The organism is Pseudomonas sp. IT-P176 (genome assembly GCF_949767245.1).
Lineage (GTDB): Bacteria > Pseudomonadota > Gammaproteobacteria > Pseudomonadales > Pseudomonadaceae > Aquipseudomonas.
In genome coordinates this window covers 218,417-234,385 of sequence record NZ_CATKPN010000079.1, presented here as the reverse complement: position 1 = coordinate 234,385, position 15,969 = coordinate 218,417, and the positions used below count along the sequence as shown (strand labels likewise).

Here is a 15,969-nt window from a genome sequence, read left to right as displayed (position 1 = left end):
GACTCGGTGTTAAACGGATTAGATTTCCTGCGACGAACTTTGTTCTTTATCGCTATCGGCCGGGCTGTCTTTTTTGCCGATGATATTGCCGGTGGCATCGCTCAGCGCCTGTTCCGCCGCCTTGTGGGTCTCGTCGATCGCCAGCTTGGCCGACTCGGCCGCCTTGCCCATCAATTGCTGGGCACTTTTTTCAGCCTGGTCACAGCCCGTCAACAGCAGTGCGGAAACGGCCAGTACGGACGCTGCCGTCAGGGTCTTGAAGGTCTTCATGGTTTTCCTCGTTAGAACAGAGACGGCCGTCACAGCGGCCCGTCGATAGCGAGGCATTCTAAGGAGACTGACACTTCAGGAAAATTCGTATTTTTAGCGTCTATACTTCGGTTTTTACGAATCGGCGCTCGTCATGCTCAATTATCGGCAATTGCATTACTTCTGGGTCGTGGCCAAGACCGGCAGCATCGTGCGTGCGTGCGAGCAACTGAACCTCACGCCACAGACCATCAGCGGCCAGATCAGCCTGCTCGAACAGACCTATGGCATCGAGCTGTTTCGTCGGGTCGGGCGTCAACTGGAGTTGACCGAGGCCGGCCGCCAGGCCCTGCCCTACGCCGAGCAGATGTTTCAGTTGGGAGGTGAACTGGAAGCCCTGCTGCGGGCCCAGCCCAATGAACAGCAGATCGTGTTTCGAGTCGGCGTCGCGGACGTGGTGCCCAAGTCCATCGTCTATCGCCTGATCGCGCCCACCATGGAGTTGACCGAGCCGCTGCGCATTACTTGCCGTGAGGACAAGCTGGAGCGTCTGCTGGCCGACCTGGCGATCCAGCGCCTGGACCTGGTGATTTCCGACAGCCCCATGCCCTCGCACCTGGACATCAAGGGCTACAGCCAGAAACTCGGTGAATGTGGCATCAGTTTTTTTGCCACCCGGGAGCTGGCGCAACGCTACGGCAGCGACTTCCCCCATTGCCTGCACGGCGCCCCGTTGCTGATTCCCGGCCAGGAAACCGTGGTGCGCAGTCGTTTGCAACGCTGGTTCGCCGAGCAGAAAATCCAGCCGCGGATTGTCGGCGAGTTTGATGACAGCGCCCTGATGCAGGCGTTTGGCCAATCCGGCAGCGGGATTTTTATCGGCCCCAGCGTGATCGCCGATGAGGTCCGGCGCCAGTACGGTGTGCAGTTGATCGGCCAGACCGATGCGGTGACGGAGTCGTTTTACGCCATTTCAGTGGAGCGCAAGGTCAAGCACCCGGGCATCGTCGCCATCACCGAAGGGGGGCGCGAGCTGTTCACCAGTCTCTAGGGCTTCAGGCGCAGGCCACCGGCGCCTTGAACTTCATCAGCAGCAGGGCCAGCACGATCGACAGCACAATGAACCCGGCTGCGGCAAAGCCCAGGCTACCCAGGCCCAGGGTATCGATCACCCGCCCGCCCACCAGCGCACCCAGGCCGATCCCCAGGTTGGCCCCGGCGATGTTCAGTGACGCAGCGAAGGCTGGGGCCTGGGGTGCGGCCTTCATCAGGCGCACATGGCTGACCAGGAACAACGCCGCCTGGGTCACGCCCCACACGCCCATCGCCGCCGCCAGCCCGAGTGTCGAGTGGATACTCGGCACCAGCGCCACCATGCCGCCGATCATGAAGCCACAAAACACCATGGAAGCGATCAACGGATGGCGGTCGACCATGCGCCCACCCAGCGAATTGCCGATCAGGCCAACTGCACCGAAGCCCATCAAGCACCAGCCCACCAGCGTGCCGTTGAAGCCGGCCAGGCGCTCAAGAATATCCGCCAGGTAGGTGTAAGCAGTGAACATGCCGCTGAACACCAGGATCGACAACAGCACATGGCCTTGCATCAACGGGCTGCGCAGGATCTTGAACTGCGCGCGCAAGCTCACCTGTTGCTGGTGCAGATCGGTGCGGGGCAAGTAGATAAACAGCAGCAAGGCCTTGGCGAAGGCAATCACCGCGAGGATAGCGAACGCACTGCGCCAGCCAAATGCATCCGAGATCAGCGTGCCCACGGGGATGCCGAACACCGTGGCGCAGACGATCCCGAAGCCGATCTTGGCAATCGCCCGGCCGGCGTACTGCGGCCCGACAATGTCCACCGCCGTTTCGCTGGCCAGCGCCCAGAACACCGGCAACCCCAGGGCCGGTATCAGCCGTGCCAGGGCCATCACCCCGATGTTGGGCGCCAAGGCCGCCAGGGTGTTGGCCAGGCCGAACAGAATCAGCACGCTGATAAACAGTCGACGACGCTCGAACCGCGCGCAGTACGCGGTCAGGAACGGACCAAAGGCGGCGACGGTAAATGCGAACAGGGTCACCAGCAGCCCCGCCTGGGACACACTGACCTCAAGGTCGCGGGCAATCGAGGGCAACAGCCCGACAATGACAAATTCCGTGGTCAGCACGGTAAATCCGGCGGCTGACAACAGCAGGATGGGCAACAGCATGGAAAACTCCAGAAAACGACAACGCCAGCGATAGCCCGGGGGCTCACTGCACAGAGATGAAAAAAAGGATGGCGAATCTTAACAGAATGCGTCCCCGTACCGCAGCAACACGTGCAGAACCGCCTTCCAGGCTGGCGTCAGATCGTCACAGGTCTGCGGGATACGGCCTACGCTGTGCTAAAGTCCGCGCCCGCGAAAGACTGGACAGTTCGCGTTGCCTGCCGGTTCCGCCAGCCTGCCCGTTTGTTGCTGGCGGCCCCACATGGATTCACGGCACCCTAAAAAAATCAGAGATACCGCTATGACTGCTGCCCCGCCTACTCTTTTGCAAAGACTCAAACGCACCAGCCTGGTCACCCAGATTGTCATCGGCCTGATCGCCGGGATTGCCCTGGCCCTGCTTGCGCCTGATGCGGCGAAGTCCACCGCGTTCATCGGCAAGGTGTTTGTCTCGGCGCTCAAGGCCGTCGCCCCAATCCTGGTGTTCGTGCTGGTCATGGCCTCGATTGCCAACCACAAGCACGGCCAGGAAACCCACATCCGCCCGATCCTCTTCCTCTACCTGCTGGGCACCTTTGCCGCGGCCGTGGTTGCGGTGGTGGCCAGCACCCTGTTCCCGTCGAACTTGGTACTGGCGACCCATGATGTGGCGATCACCGCCCCCGGCGGGATCACCGAGGTCCTGCAAAGCCTGCTGCTGAGCGTGGTCGATAACCCGGTCAGCGCCCTGATGAACGCCAACTTCATCGGCATCCTGGCCTGGGCCATCGGCATGGGCGTGGCTATCCGCCACGCCGGCGAAACCACCCGCACCGTGCTGGGCGACCTGTCCAACGGGGTGACCCTGATCGTGCGCCTGGTGATCCGCTTTGCGCCGCTGGGGATTTTTGGCCTGGTGGCCTCGACCCTGGCCACCTCAGGCTTCGGCGCGCTGGTCGGCTACCTGCACCTGCTGGCCGTGCTGCTAGGCTGCATGCTGTTCGTGGCACTGGTGATGAACCCAGCCATCGTCTACTGGAAACTGCGCCGCAACCCTTACCCGCTGGTATTGACCTGCCTGCGTGAAAGCGGGATCACCGCCTTCTTTACCCGCAGCTCGGCGGCCAACATTCCAGTCAACCTGGAGTTGAGCAAGCGCCTGGGCCTGCATGAAGACACCTACTCGGTCTCCATCCCGCTGGGCGCCACCATCAACATGGCCGGCGCGGCAATCACCATCACCGTGCTGACCCTGGCGGCTGTGCACACCCTGGGCATTGCCGTGGACATCCCCACCGCCATCCTGCTGAGCATTGTCGCGGCCATTTGCGCCTGTGGCGCCTCGGGTGTCGCCGGCGGCTCGCTGCTGCTGATTCCCCTGGCCTGCAGCCTGTTCGGCATCCCCAGCGAAATCGCCATGCAAGTGGTAGCGGTCGGTTTCATCATCGGTGTGTTGCAGGACTCGGCGGAAACCGCACTGAACTCCTCCACCGACGTGCTCTTCACCGCTGCGGCCTGTATGGCCGAGGAAACCAACAGCGAGCAGACCGTGTAAAATCCGCCTCAACAAAAAGCCCGCCCAGGTTCACACCGGGGCGGGCTTTTTTGTTGCGCTGGGGTTTAGAACGCGCCCATGTAATCGCGCTTGCCGACTTCCACACCGTTGTGACGCAGAATCGCGTAGGTGGTGGTGACATGGAAGAAGAACTGCGGCAGACCGTAGGTCAGCAGGTAGGACTGGCCGCTGAAGCGCTTCTCTTTAGGCGTGCCTGGACGGGTAACGATCTCGATACCTTCCTTGCCATCGATCTGCGCAGGCTGGATGCCGTCGATGAAGGCCAGGACCTTGGCGATCAACGCTTGCAGCTCGGCGAAGGTCACTTCGCTGTCGTCGTACTTCGGCAGCTCGACTTCAGCCAGGCGGGCCGAAACGCCCTTGGCGAAATCGACGGCGATCTGCACCTGACGTACCAACGGGAACATGTCCGGGAACAGGCGCGCCTGCAGCAGGGCATTAGGGTCGATGTTCTTGGCCGTGGCATGGGCCTCGGCCTTGTTCAGCACATCGCTCAGGGCGTTGAGCATTTGCTTGAAGACAGGAACGGATGCAGCGTACAGAGAAATAGTCATGGCAGTCTCGCTGGAGAGTGGGGGCTGTGAAGGATGGCGCGATTATAGCCATGCCTGAGGCGCCGTGCGGCTTGTCTTTTACTGTGCAAGGATTAGGCTAGACGGCTTCGACTGCATAGGGAAAGCGCGATGAGCACAGAACAAGAGACCTCCACCGAAGACTTGCGCCTGAGCAGCACCGAGCTGCGCATCCTCGGTTGCTTGATCGAGAAGCAGGCCACCAGCCCGGAAACCTACCCGCTGACCCTCAATGCCGTGGTTATCGCCTGCAACCAGAAAACCAGCCGCGAACCGGTGATGAACCTGAGCCAGGGTCAGGTCGGGCAAAGCCTGCGCGCACTTGAAGGGCGCGGTTTTACCCGATTGGTGATGGGCAGCCGCGCCGATCGCTGGGAGCATCGCCTGGACAAGGCGCTGGAGTTGGTGCCGGCGCAGGTGATCCTGACCGGGCTGTTGTTTTTAAGAGGTCCGCAGACGGTCAACGAACTGCTGACCCGCAGCGGCCGCATGCACGACTTCGAAGATGCCGAGCAAGTCGTGCATCAACTGGAACGCCTGATCGCCCGTAACCTGGCGCTGCTCATCCCGCGCCAGGCGGGCCAGCGCGAAGACCGCTACATGCACGCCTTGGGCGACCCGGCGGATATCGAAGCGATCCTCGCGGCGCGCCAGAACCCAGTGGAGCGCGGCAGCGCCAGCGGTGTGTCTCTGGAGCGCATTGAAGAGCTGGAAGCGCGAATTGCCGCGCTTGAAGAGCGCCTGGCCCGACTCGAGTAACCCTGCCAGGCCCGTCTACCCTGCCCCGCCGCCTGATCAGGCGCGGGCAAACGCCACCGCTTGCTGGAATTGCGCTTCGCTGGGGCGCACGCCGGTGTACAACACAAACTGCTCCAGCGCCTGGATGGCGATGACTTCAAGGCCGGTGATCACCTGCTTGCCAGCCGCCTGGGCCTGCACGATCAGCGGAGTTTGCGAGGGAATCGCCACCACATCGAAGACGATCTGCGCCTGATCGATCACCTCGGCCGGGAACGCCAGTTGCTCGGCCTCGCTGCCACCGGCCATGCCAATGGGCGTGACGTTGATCAGCATCTGCGGGCGCTCCTCGCCCAGTTCCGCTTGCCAGCGATACCCCAGCGAGTCGGCCAGGGCGCGCCCGGCACTTGCATTGCGGGCCACGATCAGGCCGTTGCTGTAGCCGCCATCGCGCAGGGCACTGGCAACCGCCTTGGCCATGCCACCGCTGCCGCGCAAGGCGAAGCTTGAAGCCTGCGGCACGGCGTGGCTCTTGAGTAATTGCGCGATCGCGATGTAGTCGGTGTTGTAGGCCTTGAGATGACCGTTGGTGTTGACGATGGTGTTGATCGAGGCGATGGCCGCCGCCGATGCGTCCAGCTCATCGACCAGGGCGATGCAGGCTTCCTTGAACGGCATCGACACCCCACAACCGCGGATACCCAGGGCGCGAATCCCCGCCACCGCCCCCGGCAGGTCCTGGCTGCTGAACGCTTTGTAGTAGAAGTTCAGGCCCAGTTGCTCGTACAGATGGTTGTGGAAACGCAGGCCGAAATTTCCGGGGCGCCCCGACAACGACATGCACAGTTGGGTGTCTTTGTTCGGGTTCATCAGCATGTGGAACTCCTTCGCTAAGCACTTTCAGACCAACGGGATTAGCCAGCCCGCAAACGTTGATCAATCATGACAAGGTGCCCGGCCCTGTTGGCGTAGCCGGGTCCGGACGGCGCTACAGACCTTACACAAAATTTACCCAGGCGCCTCGTGAAATCGCCAAAAAACGCTGTCTGAGAGATATCCCCGCGACACTTGCTGGCTCTATCGCAGAACCAGGCGCCGGGGAGACACAACGAGGAACCATCATGCTCCGTAAACTCCCTGCAATTGCCTTGCTGATCGGAGCCTTCGCTGTCGCAGGACAGGCCCAGGCCCACGGTGGTGGTTACTACGGATGGGGTGCGCCGGCGGCAGTCGGCGCGGTTGTCGGTGCCGTGGTCGCAGGCTCGGTGATCGCCAACTCGCAACGCCCCGTGTATGTCCAGCAACCGGTCTACCTCCAGCCGCAACCGGTGTACATCCAGCAACCGCCGCCGGTCTACTACCAGCCGCAGCCGGTGTATGTGCAACAACCGGTCTACTACCGCCCGGCACCGGTGTACTACGGCCCGCCCCATGGTTATTACGGCCCACCCCGCTACTACGGTCCACGCTGGTAAGCGCTGGCCGAAAAAAACCCCAGGCCTTGCATCGCTGCGGGGCCTGTTGCCGTTTTGCAGCCGATTGCATGTCTGAATAAATCTCGCCAAGGTCGCTGCCGGGACAATGCCTGCGGCAAGATGGCGCATGATGGATCCGACGAATAGCCTGGCTTGCGTCGCCCAGGTGTCATATTTATGTCATGACAGGACCGCAATCTCTATTCTGTCCGTCACAAACGGTTAATAAAAACAAGGACGACCCTCTATGCCCACGCAAAACCCGCACCGCATTGTCGGACTCTGCACCTCCAGCAAGGTCTATAGCGCACTGACCGAACTCAAGCACCTTGAGGGCCATCGCAGTGCCAAGTTTCTTTCGCTACTGGCCGAGAACCTGGTGCGCAAAGGCCTGCTCAATGAACACGAAGTCATGAACATGCTCGACCAGGTCGTCGACTGACCGCCCCAACGCCGTCAATGTCCACTATCGAGCGCGTTGATTGTCCCAGGAATCAGCGCGCCGGTAAGGTAGCTCCATCGATTGATGGAGGTACTTATGCCCAAGGTTCAGATCATGTCCGTGATTGGTAGCGCCGTCCCCGCGCCCCTCAGAGAGCTGGGATTGCTCGCCTGTTGGTATGTGGTGCAGGACGGCGAGGCCATCAGTGGCCCGCTGACCTCGCTGCCCGCCGCCCAGGCCCTGTCGCAACGCATCGGCAGTTTTACCCTGAGCGCTTAAGGCAACTGCACCCGCGGCTTGGTTTCGACGTACAGCGCCCAGCTGGAGATGAACAGTGCGGCGATCAACGGACCAATGACAAAACCATTGAGCCCGAAAACCGCCAGGCCGCCCAGGGTCGAGATCAGGATCAGGTAATCCGGCATCTTGGTGTCCTTGCCTACCAGGATCGGGCGCAACACGTTATCCACCAGGCCGATCACGAACACCCCGTACAACCCCAGGACCACCCCCTGCCAGACCGCACCACTGAGCAGGAACCAGGCTGCGACGGGCGCCCAGACAATCCCCGCCCCCACCGCCGGCAACAGCGACAGAAACGCCATCAACACCGCCCAGAGCAGCGCACTGGGAATGTCCAGGAACCAGAAGATCAGCCCACCCAGCGCGCCCTGCGTGACGGCCACCAGCAGGTTGCCTTTGACCGTGGCCCGCACCACGCGGTTGAACTTGAGCTGCAGGCGGCGTTTTTGATGCTCTTCCAAAGGCACCGCCGTGCGCAGCTTGCGCGCCAGCTCCGGGCCGTCGCGTAAAAAGAAGAACAGCAGGTACAGCATGATGAAAAAACTCACCAGGAACTCGAACGTGCCCTGACCGAAGCTGAACGCCTGGGTGGCAAAAAACTCGCTGCCCTGCATCGCCCCCTTGACGATTTTTTCCCGCAAGCCACTCAAGTCGCCCATGCCGAAACGATCCAGCAGGTGCTGGAAATACGGCGGCAGGCTGTGTTTGAACTGCGCCAGGTAGCCGGCAATGTCCAGTTCGCCGCTCTCGATGTTCTTGTAGAGCGTGGCTCCCTCCTGCACCAGCAAGGCGCTGATGATGATCACCGGCAAGATCGCGATCACCAGGCACACGCTAAGGGTAAACAGCGAGACCAGGTTACGTTGCCAGCCAAACTTCAATTGCAGCCGATGCTGCAACGGGGCAAACACGATGCCCAGGATCACCGCCCAGAACACCGCACCGTAGAACGGCAGGAGAATCCAGATAAACGCCAGGGTGACCAGGACCAGCAGGACCATCAGTGATTTGTTCTGTATCGAGGAGTGGTTCATGTCCGATCCATGTCTGAAAAACGCCGACTGCGCCTTACAGGTTAGTCAGCCACGCAACGCGCGAGTGCCGTGATTTCTTCATCGAGCATAGATCCAGATCAATAAACGTCCGGCGCACCTGCCCTACCCTCGCGCCCTTTTGCGATCGACGCTGCCATGACTCTCGCCACGCCCGAACTGCTTGCCCCTGCCGGCACCCTGAAAAACATGCGTTATGCCTTCGCCTATGGTGCCGATGCGGTGTATGCCGGCCAGCCGCGCTACAGCCTGCGGGTGCGCAACAATGAGTTCGATCACGCCAACCTGGCCCTCGGGATCAGCGAGGCCCAGGCCCAGGGCAAGCGCTTTTACGTGGTGATCAACATCGCCCCGCACAACGCCAAGCTCAAGACCTTTCTCAAGGACCTCGAACCGGTGATTGCCATGGCCCCGGACGCGCTGATCATGTCCGACCCGGGCTTGATCATGCTGGTGCGCCGGCATTTCCCGCAGATGCCGATCCACCTCTCGGTGCAAGCCAATACCGTCAACTGGGCCAGTGTCGAGTTCTGGCAACAGCAAGGGCTGAGCCGGATCATCCTCTCGCGCGAGTTATCCCTGGAGGAAATCGCCGAGATCCGCCAGCAGGTACCGGCCATGGAGCTGGAAGTGTTTGTCCACGGCGCACTGTGCATGGCCTATTCCGGGCGCTGCCTGCTGTCGGGCTACATGAACAAGCGCGATGCCAACCAGGGATCCTGCACCAACGCCTGCCGCTGGAAGTACGCAGCCCAGCCGGCGACGGAAAACCACGTGGGCCAGATCGTCCAGCAGTTTGCGCCGCAACCGACCCTGGGCCTCGGCACACCGACCGACCAGGTGTTCCTGTTGCAGGAAGCCAATCGCCCGGACGAACTGCTGCCGGCCTTTGAAGATGAGCACGGCACCTACATCATGAACGCCAAGGACCTGCGCGCCGTGCAGCACGTGGAGCGTCTGACGCACATGGGCGTGCATTCGCTGAAGATCGAAGGCCGGACCAAGTCGCACTTCTATTGCGCACGCACCACCCAGGTCTACCGCCGTGCAATCGACGACGCCGTCGCCGGCCGCCCGTTCGACCGCAGCCTGATGACTGACCTGGAATCCCTGGCCCAGCGCGGCTACACCGAAGGTTTCCTGCGCCGCCACGTCCATGACGAATACCAGAACTACCAGAACGGCAGTTCGGTCTGCGACCGCCAGCAGTTCGTCGGCGAGCTGACCGGCGAGCGCCGTGAGCGCCTGGCCGAGGTCAAAGTGAAAAACCGCTTTGCCCTGGGCGACCACATGGAACTGATGACCCCCAAAGGCAATTTCCACTTCGACCTGCAGCAGTTGCAGAACGCCAAGGGCGAGCCGCTGGAAGTGGCACCGGGGGACGGCCACATCGTCTACCTGCCGATTCCGGATGCGGTGGACTTGCAATATGGGCTGTTGATGCGAGACGTGAACAAGGGCTGATCGTGGCCCTCGCACCTACACAATCCCTCTAGGCACACACCCAGCCCCCTGTAGGAGCGGGTGCCCGCTTGCGGCTTGCTCGCGAAGAACGTCAACGATAACGCGCCCATCCAGGATGAATACAAGCACCGCAAGCGGGCGCCGCAAGCGAGCGCCGCCCCTGCAACAAGCGTGATTGCCGGGTTACAACACCATCGCCGCCACCCAACCAAACGCCAGCAACGGCAGGTTGTAGTGCAGGAACGTCGGGACCACGGTGTCCCAGATATGGTGATGCTGGCCGTCGATGTTCAGGCCCGAGGTTGGGCCCAGGGTCGAGTCCGAGGCTGGTGAACCGGCGTCACCCAAGGCGCCGGCGGTGCCGACGATGCAGACGATGGCCAACGGACTGAAGCCCAGTTGCACGCACAGCGGCACAAAGATCGCCGCCAGGATCGGCACCGTGGAAAAGGACGAGCCGATACCCATGGTCACCAGCAGCCCGACCAGCAGCATCAGCAACGCACCGACGCCCTTGCTGTGGCCGATCCACGCCGCCGACGTCTCAACCAGGGTCTGCACCTCGCCGGTGGCCTTCATGACCTCGGCGAACCCAGAGGCGGCGATCATGATGAAACCAATCATCGCCATCATCTTCATGCCTTCGGTGAACAGATCGTCGGTCTCGCGCCAGCGCACCACCCCCGATACCGAGAAGATCAGGAACCCGGCCAAAGCGCCGATAATCATCGAATCCAGCAGCAACTGGATGATGAAGGCGGCGGCAATCGCCAGCCCTGCCACCATCAAGGTCAGCGGGTTGTACTGGACTGCCACCTGCTCGACCCGCTCGATTTTCTCCAGGTCATACACGCGTTTCTTGCGGTAGCTGACAAACGCCAGCAACAACCCGAACACCATGCCCAACGCCGGAATACCCATGGCGTGGGTGACGTTGACGCCACTGATGTCGACGCCGCTCTTGGCCACGTTGGCCAGCAGAATCTCATTAAGGAAGATATTGCCGAAACCCACCGGCAGGAACATGTACGGCGTGATCAAGCCGAAGGTCATGACGCAGGCGATCAAGCGGCGATCCAGTTGCAACTTGGTCAACACATACAGCAGCGGCGGCACCAGCAGCGGGATAAAGGCAATGTGAATCGGCAGGATGTTCTGCGAGGCGATTGCCACCACCCAGAGCAAACCGATCAGTAACCACTTGACCTGGCCGCCGCCATTGGCGTCCTGCCGATCCACCAGGGCCAGGGCCTTGTCTGCCAAGGCATGGGCCAGGCCAGACTTGGCAATCGCCACCGCAAAGGCGCCGAGCAAGGCGTAGGACAACGCCACGGTCGCGCCGCCGCCCAGGCCACTGTTGAAGGCCTTGAGCGTCGCTTGCATACCCAGGCCGCCGGTCAGGCCACCCACCAGGGCGCCAATGATCAGCGCGATCACCACATGCACGCGGGACAGGCTGAGTACCAGCATGATGCCGACCGCGGCAATTACTGCATTAATCATCGTTACCTCAAGGCACAGTCGCCGCCGAACGCGGCGCAAACGGGATGAGTCCGGCCTGCCAGCTGCAAGGGCCGACACCGGATGAAATAGAGGTTTTATTAGAGGGCGCGCACTGTGCCGCAGCCCGCCGCGCTTGTCAAAAACTACGCGGCAGTTGGTACAGGACTCAAGAAAGCGCTGATGAGGCCGTTACAGGTCCAGGTCTTGGATATTTATCGATTAAGGGCGCCTCCATGTCACTCAGACAGCTGTCGATTCAATGGAAAATCACCCTGCTGGCCGGGCTGTGCCTGGCCGGCATCGTGACCTTGCTGGTGGGCCTGTCGTTGTATCGCATGGAGCACAGTTCCGAACTGGTCAAGGCGTCGAGCATGAGCATGCTCAATGAAGCGGCCCAGTCGCGCATCGAAGCCCAGGGCGAAGTCCAGGCGCTGGGTATTCGCCAGCAGTTCATGGACGCCTATCAATATGGCCATGGCTTCTCGCGCCAGGTACTGTTCCTGCGCGAACAGGCCGAGAAGCGTTTCCTCGACGCCTTCGATCTGCGCGAAGACCTGACCCGCCAGGTCAAGTCGGCGCTGCAGGCCAACCCGCAACTACTCGGACTGTCGCTGGTATTCGAAGCCAACGCCCTGGATGGCAAGGACGAGTTGTTTGCCGGCCAGGAAGAACTGGGCAGCAACGACAAGGGCCGCTTTGCCCTGTACTGGTCGCAGCCGACCGCCGGCAAGTTGAACTCGATGGCGCTGCCCGAAAGCGACATGGCCGACACCAGCACCGGCCCCAGCGGCGAACCGGCCAATGCCTGGTTCACTTGCCCGCGCGCAACCCTCAAGCCCTGCGTGATCGAACCCTACTTCTATGTGATCGATGGCCAGAACGTGCTGATGACCAGCATCGTCTTCCCCTTGCTGGCGGATGGCAAAGTCATCGCCTCGCTGTCGGTGGACATCAACCTCAACAGCCTGCAGGCCGTCAGCCAGCAGGCGAGCCGCGAACTCTACGACGGCCAGACGAGCGTCAGCATCCTCAGCCCCGTCGGCCTGCTCGCCGGCTACAGCCCGGACGCCAGCAAACTCAGCCAGCGCCTGGGCACGGTGGACCAGGACGGCAGCGAACTGCTGCGCATGCTGGGCACCAGTAACCAGACCCAGAGCCTGCGTAGCCAGCAGCAACTCAAGGTGCTCTCGCCGTTCGAACCGATTCCCGGCGGCAAGGCCTGGGGGGTGTTGCTCGACGTGCCGCAACAGGTCGTGGTCGGCCCGGCACAGGCCCTGCAGGCCGAACTCGACGCCACCAACACCACCGGCACCCTGATCGAGTTGGGCCTGGGCCTGATAGCCGCGGTCATCGGCCTGCTGCTGGTGTGGCTGATGGCCCGCAGCGTGACCCGGCCGATTCTCGGCGTGGCCCAGATGCTCGAAGACATCGCCAGCGGCGAAGGCGACTTGACCCGGCGCCTGGCCTACGACAAGCAGGACGAACTCGGGCAACTGGCCGGCTGGTTCAACCGCTTCCTCGACAAGCTGCAACCGATCATCGCCGAGGTCAAACGTTCGGTGCAGGACGCCCGCAGCACCGCCGACCAGTCCTCGGCCATCGCCACCCAGACCAGCGCCGGGATGGAGCAGCAGTACCGCCAGGTCGATCAGGTGGCCACCGCCTCCCACGAAATGAGCGCCACCGCCCAGGACGTCGCCCGCAGTGCAGCGCAGGCGGCACAAGCGGCGCGCGACGCGGACCAGGCTACCCGCCAGGGCCTGACCGTGATCGACCGTACCACCGCCAGCATCGACAGCCTGGCCGCCGACATGAGCACGGCCATGGTCCAGGTCGAAGGCCTGGCGGCCAACAGCGAGAAAATCGGTTCGGTGCTGGAAGTGATTCGCGCCATCGCCGAGCAGACCAACCTGCTGGCGCTCAACGCCGCCATTGAAGCCGCGCGCGCCGGGGAAGCCGGGCGCGGTTTTGCGGTGGTGGCCGACGAGGTGCGCAACCTCGCCCGCCGCACGCAAGAGTCGGTGGAGGAAACCCGCCAGGTGATCGAGCAACTGCAAAGTGGCACCCAGCAAGTGGTCGGCGCCATGGGCAACAGCCACCGCCAAGCCCAGGGCAGCGTCGAGCAGGTTGGCCAGGCCGTGACCGCACTGCGCCAGATCGGCGACGCGGTGACGGTGATTACCGACATGAATCTGCAGATTGCCAGTGCCGCCGAAGAACAGAGCGCGGTGGCCGAAGAGATCAACAACAACGTGGCAACCATCCGCGACGTGACCGAGTCGCTATCGGGCCAGGCCAATGAATCTGCCCGGGTCAGCCAGTCGCTCAACACTCTGGCCAACCAGCAGCAGAGCCTGATGGATCAGTTCCGGGTGTAATCCAGCGCCAGTGGGGCGAACAGACGCGCCCCACTGGCCTGATCAGCTATCAGATCCTGGGTAACTCGATCACTACCCGCAATCCGCCCCACTGGCTTTCTTCCAAGCGCAATATCCCGCCCCACGCCTCGACGATATCGCGCACGATGCCCAAGCCCAGGCCATGCCCGTTGGTCTGTTCATCCAGGCGTGTACCGCGGCTGAATACCTGGTCGCGCTGGGCTTCGGGAATCCCCGGGCCATCGTCTTCGACCGCCAGCACAAAGCCCTCTGGCGCCAGCGCCACGCTCAGGCGCACCTCGGCGTCGGCCCATTTGCAGGCGTTGTCCAGCAAGTTGCCGAGCAATTCCAGCAAGTCCTCGCGATCCCACGGCAGGTGCAGACCGGCCGGCGCGACGTAACTGAGGTCCAGGTGCTCCCCGTGAATCATGTTCAAGGTAGCCAGTAACCCCGGCAGCTCGGCATCGCAATCAAACAACGCGCCGGGCAAGGCGTCACCGGCCAGCCGCGCACGGTTCAGTTCACGGTTCAAGCGCTGCTGCACCTGCTCCAGTTGCGTTTGCAGGACTTTACGCAGCTCGGGATGGGCATCCAGCTTGTCGCTGGAAGCCAGGCTCAGCAACACCGCCAACGGGGTCTTCAGCGCATGGCCGAGGTTGCCCAGGGCATTGCGCGAGCGCTTGAGGCTGTCCTCGGTGTGCGCCAGCAGATGGTTGATCTGCGCCACCAGGGGTTCCAGTTCTTCGGGGACCTGGGCGTCCAGTTGCGAGCGTTGCCCCTGTTGCAATTGGGCGATCTGCTCGCGCGCGCTTTCCAGCGGGCGCAGCGCGCGGCGCACGGTGATCCGCTGCAATAGCAGAATCAGCAGCAGGCAGGCCAGGCCGAGGCCGAGGCCGATCTGACGCATGCGCCGGAAGCTCTCCTGCACCGGGGTGTAGTCCTGGGCCACGCTGATGGAGATCGACTGGCCCAGGCGCCGGTAGTCCGAACGCAACACCAGCAGTTGCTGACCCTCAGGCCCTAATTGCAGGTTGCTGTGCAGGCCCGGCTGCTCGAGCAACGGCAGTTCCTGGTCCCACAACGAACGCGAACGCCAGTGTGTGTCGGCAAAGTCGATGCGGAAATAATGCCCGGAGAATGGCCGCTGATAGGCCGGCGACAGGCGACGCTCGTCCAATTGCACGCCTTGCGGGCCGCGCACCAGGGCCACCAGCAGGTTTTCACTGTCGTTGCGCAGGCCCGCTTCGAGGTAGCGTTGCAGCCCCTGTTCGAACAACCACAGGCTGGTCTGCACCAGCACCAGGCCGACGATCAGCAACACGCTGATCAGGCCCAGGCTCAAGCGCCGCTGGATCGACCTCACTGCGCCTGCCCACCGAACAGGTAGCCCTGGCCTCGACGGGTTTCGATCACGCTGCGCCCCAGCTTGCGCCGCAGGTGGTTGACGTGGACTTCGAGGACATTGGAGTCGCGCTCGGTTTCACCGTCGTAGAGGTGTTCGGCCAGGTGGCTTTTGGACAGGATCTGCTGCGGGTGCAGCATGAAGTAGCGCAACAGGCGGAATTCGGCGGCGGTCAACTGGATATCGGCGCCATCGCGAACCACGCACTGCCGGCCCTCGTCCAGGTGCAGGCCGGCGGACTTGAGCGTCGGCTGATTGGCCTGGCCGTGGGAACGGCGCAGCAGCGCCTGAATCCGCAGGTGCAGCTCTTCGGGGTGAAAAGGTTTAGTCAGGTAGTCGTCGGCGCCCGCCTTGAGCCCCTCGATGCGTTCGGCCCAGGAGTCGCGCGCGGTCAGCACCAGCACCGGCGTGGCCAGGCCACCCGCGCGCCATTGGCTGAGCACTTCCAGACCCGGCAGGCCCGGCAAGCCGAGGTCGAGGACGATCAGGTCATAGGGCTCGCTGCTGCCCTGGTACACGGCATCGCGTCCATCGGCCAGCCAGTCCACCGCGTAACCCTGGCGATTGAGTCCGGCCAACAACTCGTCGGCCAGCGGCACGTGGTCTTCCACCAGAAGCAAACGCAT

The 15,969-nt window shown here is 62.5% G+C and carries 16 protein-coding genes and 1 pseudogene; 9 read left to right on the top strand and 8 right to left on the bottom strand.

Annotated elements, in window-relative coordinates; genetic code table 11:
• Positions 1 to 18 precede the first annotated feature (18 nt).
• Positions 19 to 270 carry a hypothetical protein gene (locus tag ACM6IP_RS22295; protein WP_095167782.1) on the bottom strand — a complete coding sequence of 84 codons (252 nt, stop codon included), beginning with the start codon at positions 268 to 270 and terminating at the stop codon, positions 19 to 21.
• A 133-nt stretch (positions 271 to 403) separates the two neighbouring features.
• Here ACM6IP_RS22295 and nhaR point away from each other — a divergent pair, with 133 nt between their 5' ends.
• Positions 404 to 1,300: a transcriptional activator NhaR gene (gene nhaR, locus ACM6IP_RS22290; RefSeq protein ID WP_095167780.1), complete on the top strand. Its 897-nt coding sequence runs from the start codon at positions 404 to 406 to the stop codon at positions 1,298 to 1,300.
• Positions 1,301 to 1,304: 4 nt separating this feature from the next.
• On the opposite strand, the gene ACM6IP_RS22285 is transcribed toward nhaR, so the two are convergent.
• Positions 1,305 to 2,459, bottom strand: a complete 1,155-nt coding sequence (locus tag ACM6IP_RS22285; RefSeq protein ID WP_414862294.1) for an MFS transporter — start codon at positions 2,457 to 2,459, stop codon at positions 1,305 to 1,307.
• 301 nt (positions 2,460 to 2,760) lie between these two features.
• Here ACM6IP_RS22285 and sstT point away from each other — a divergent pair, with 301 nt between their 5' ends.
• Positions 2,761 to 3,993, top strand: a complete 1,233-nt coding sequence (gene sstT / locus ACM6IP_RS22280) for a serine/threonine transporter SstT (RefSeq protein WP_159994583.1) — start codon at positions 2,761 to 2,763, stop codon at positions 3,991 to 3,993.
• Between the two features lie 65 nt (positions 3,994 to 4,058).
• Here sstT and ACM6IP_RS22275 read toward each other — a convergent pair whose 3' ends face one another.
• Positions 4,059 to 4,568 carry a DUF1993 family protein gene (locus ACM6IP_RS22275; protein WP_159994581.1) on the bottom strand — a complete coding sequence of 170 codons (510 nt, stop codon included), beginning with the start codon at positions 4,566 to 4,568 and terminating at the stop codon, positions 4,059 to 4,061.
• A 129-nt stretch (positions 4,569 to 4,697) separates the two neighbouring features.
• Here ACM6IP_RS22275 and ACM6IP_RS22270 point away from each other — a divergent pair, with 129 nt between their 5' ends.
• Positions 4,698 to 5,345 carry a YceH family protein gene (locus ACM6IP_RS22270; protein WP_095167773.1) on the top strand — a complete coding sequence of 216 codons (648 nt, stop codon included), beginning with the start codon at positions 4,698 to 4,700 and terminating at the stop codon, positions 5,343 to 5,345.
• A 36-nt stretch (positions 5,346 to 5,381) separates the two neighbouring features.
• Here ACM6IP_RS22270 and ACM6IP_RS22265 read toward each other — a convergent pair whose 3' ends face one another.
• Complete coding sequence (locus tag ACM6IP_RS22265) at positions 5,382 to 6,200, bottom strand: shikimate 5-dehydrogenase (RefSeq protein ID WP_095167771.1); 819 nt, start codon at positions 6,198 to 6,200, stop codon at positions 5,382 to 5,384.
• A gap of 245 nt (positions 6,201 to 6,445) precedes the next feature.
• Between ACM6IP_RS22265 and ACM6IP_RS22260 the strand changes: the two genes are divergently transcribed.
• The 3 genes from ACM6IP_RS22260 to ACM6IP_RS22250 all read left to right on the top strand — a co-directional run bounded on the left by ACM6IP_RS22260 (position 6,446) and on the right by ACM6IP_RS22250 (position 7,520).
• Positions 6,446 to 6,799, top strand: coding sequence for a hypothetical protein (locus tag ACM6IP_RS22260; protein ID WP_159994577.1), 354 nt, complete (start codon positions 6,446 to 6,448; stop codon positions 6,797 to 6,799).
• Positions 6,800 to 7,046: 247 nt separating this feature from the next.
• Complete coding sequence (locus ACM6IP_RS22255; protein WP_095167768.1) at positions 7,047 to 7,241, top strand: hypothetical protein; 195 nt, start codon at positions 7,047 to 7,049, stop codon at positions 7,239 to 7,241.
• A 96-nt stretch (positions 7,242 to 7,337) separates the two neighbouring features.
• On the top strand, positions 7,338 to 7,520 hold the full coding sequence (locus ACM6IP_RS22250; RefSeq protein ID WP_095167766.1) for a hypothetical protein: 183 nt from the start codon (positions 7,338 to 7,340) through the stop codon (positions 7,518 to 7,520).
• Here the strand turns inward: ACM6IP_RS22250 and ACM6IP_RS22245 are convergent.
• Positions 7,517 to 8,578, bottom strand: coding sequence for an AI-2E family transporter (locus tag ACM6IP_RS22245; RefSeq protein WP_159994573.1), 1,062 nt, complete (start codon positions 8,576 to 8,578; stop codon positions 7,517 to 7,519). The two genes, ACM6IP_RS22250 and ACM6IP_RS22245, sit on opposite strands and share 4 nt — an antisense overlap.
• Before the next feature lie 156 nt (positions 8,579 to 8,734).
• Between ACM6IP_RS22245 and yegQ the strand changes: the two genes are divergently transcribed.
• Positions 8,735 to 10,060, top strand: coding sequence for a tRNA 5-hydroxyuridine modification protein YegQ (yegQ, locus tag ACM6IP_RS22240; RefSeq protein WP_159994571.1), 1,326 nt, complete (start codon positions 8,735 to 8,737; stop codon positions 10,058 to 10,060).
• A 183-nt stretch (positions 10,061 to 10,243) separates the two neighbouring features.
• On the opposite strand, the gene ACM6IP_RS22235 is transcribed toward yegQ, so the two are convergent.
• Entirely contained in the window at positions 10,244 to 11,560 is a 1,317-nt protein-coding gene (locus ACM6IP_RS22235; RefSeq protein WP_162530224.1) for a Na+/H+ antiporter family protein, read from the bottom strand.
• 47 nt (positions 11,561 to 11,607) lie between these two features.
• Here ACM6IP_RS22235 and ACM6IP_RS22230 point away from each other — a divergent pair.
• Together ACM6IP_RS22230 and ACM6IP_RS22225 are read left to right on the top strand one after the other, a co-directional pair.
• Positions 11,608 to 13,083: pseudogene (locus ACM6IP_RS22230) on the top strand (HAMP domain-containing protein); the annotation flags it as partial.
• Positions 13,084 to 13,185: 102 nt separating this feature from the next.
• A complete protein-coding gene (locus ACM6IP_RS22225) occupies positions 13,186 to 13,941 on the top strand; it encodes a methyl-accepting chemotaxis protein (protein ID WP_371917584.1) in 756 nt (251 codons plus the stop codon).
• A 49-nt stretch (positions 13,942 to 13,990) separates the two neighbouring features.
• Here ACM6IP_RS22225 and ACM6IP_RS22220 read toward each other — a convergent pair whose 3' ends face one another.
• On the bottom strand, positions 13,991 to 15,304 hold the full coding sequence (locus ACM6IP_RS22220) for a sensor histidine kinase (RefSeq protein ID WP_401126652.1): 1,314 nt from the start codon (positions 15,302 to 15,304) through the stop codon (positions 13,991 to 13,993).
• Positions 15,301 to 15,969 (bottom strand): response regulator transcription factor, encoded by a 669-nt coding sequence (locus ACM6IP_RS22215; protein WP_095167756.1) that lies wholly within the window; start codon positions 15,967 to 15,969, stop codon positions 15,301 to 15,303. The genes ACM6IP_RS22220 and ACM6IP_RS22215 overlap by 4 nt, the downstream gene beginning before the upstream one ends.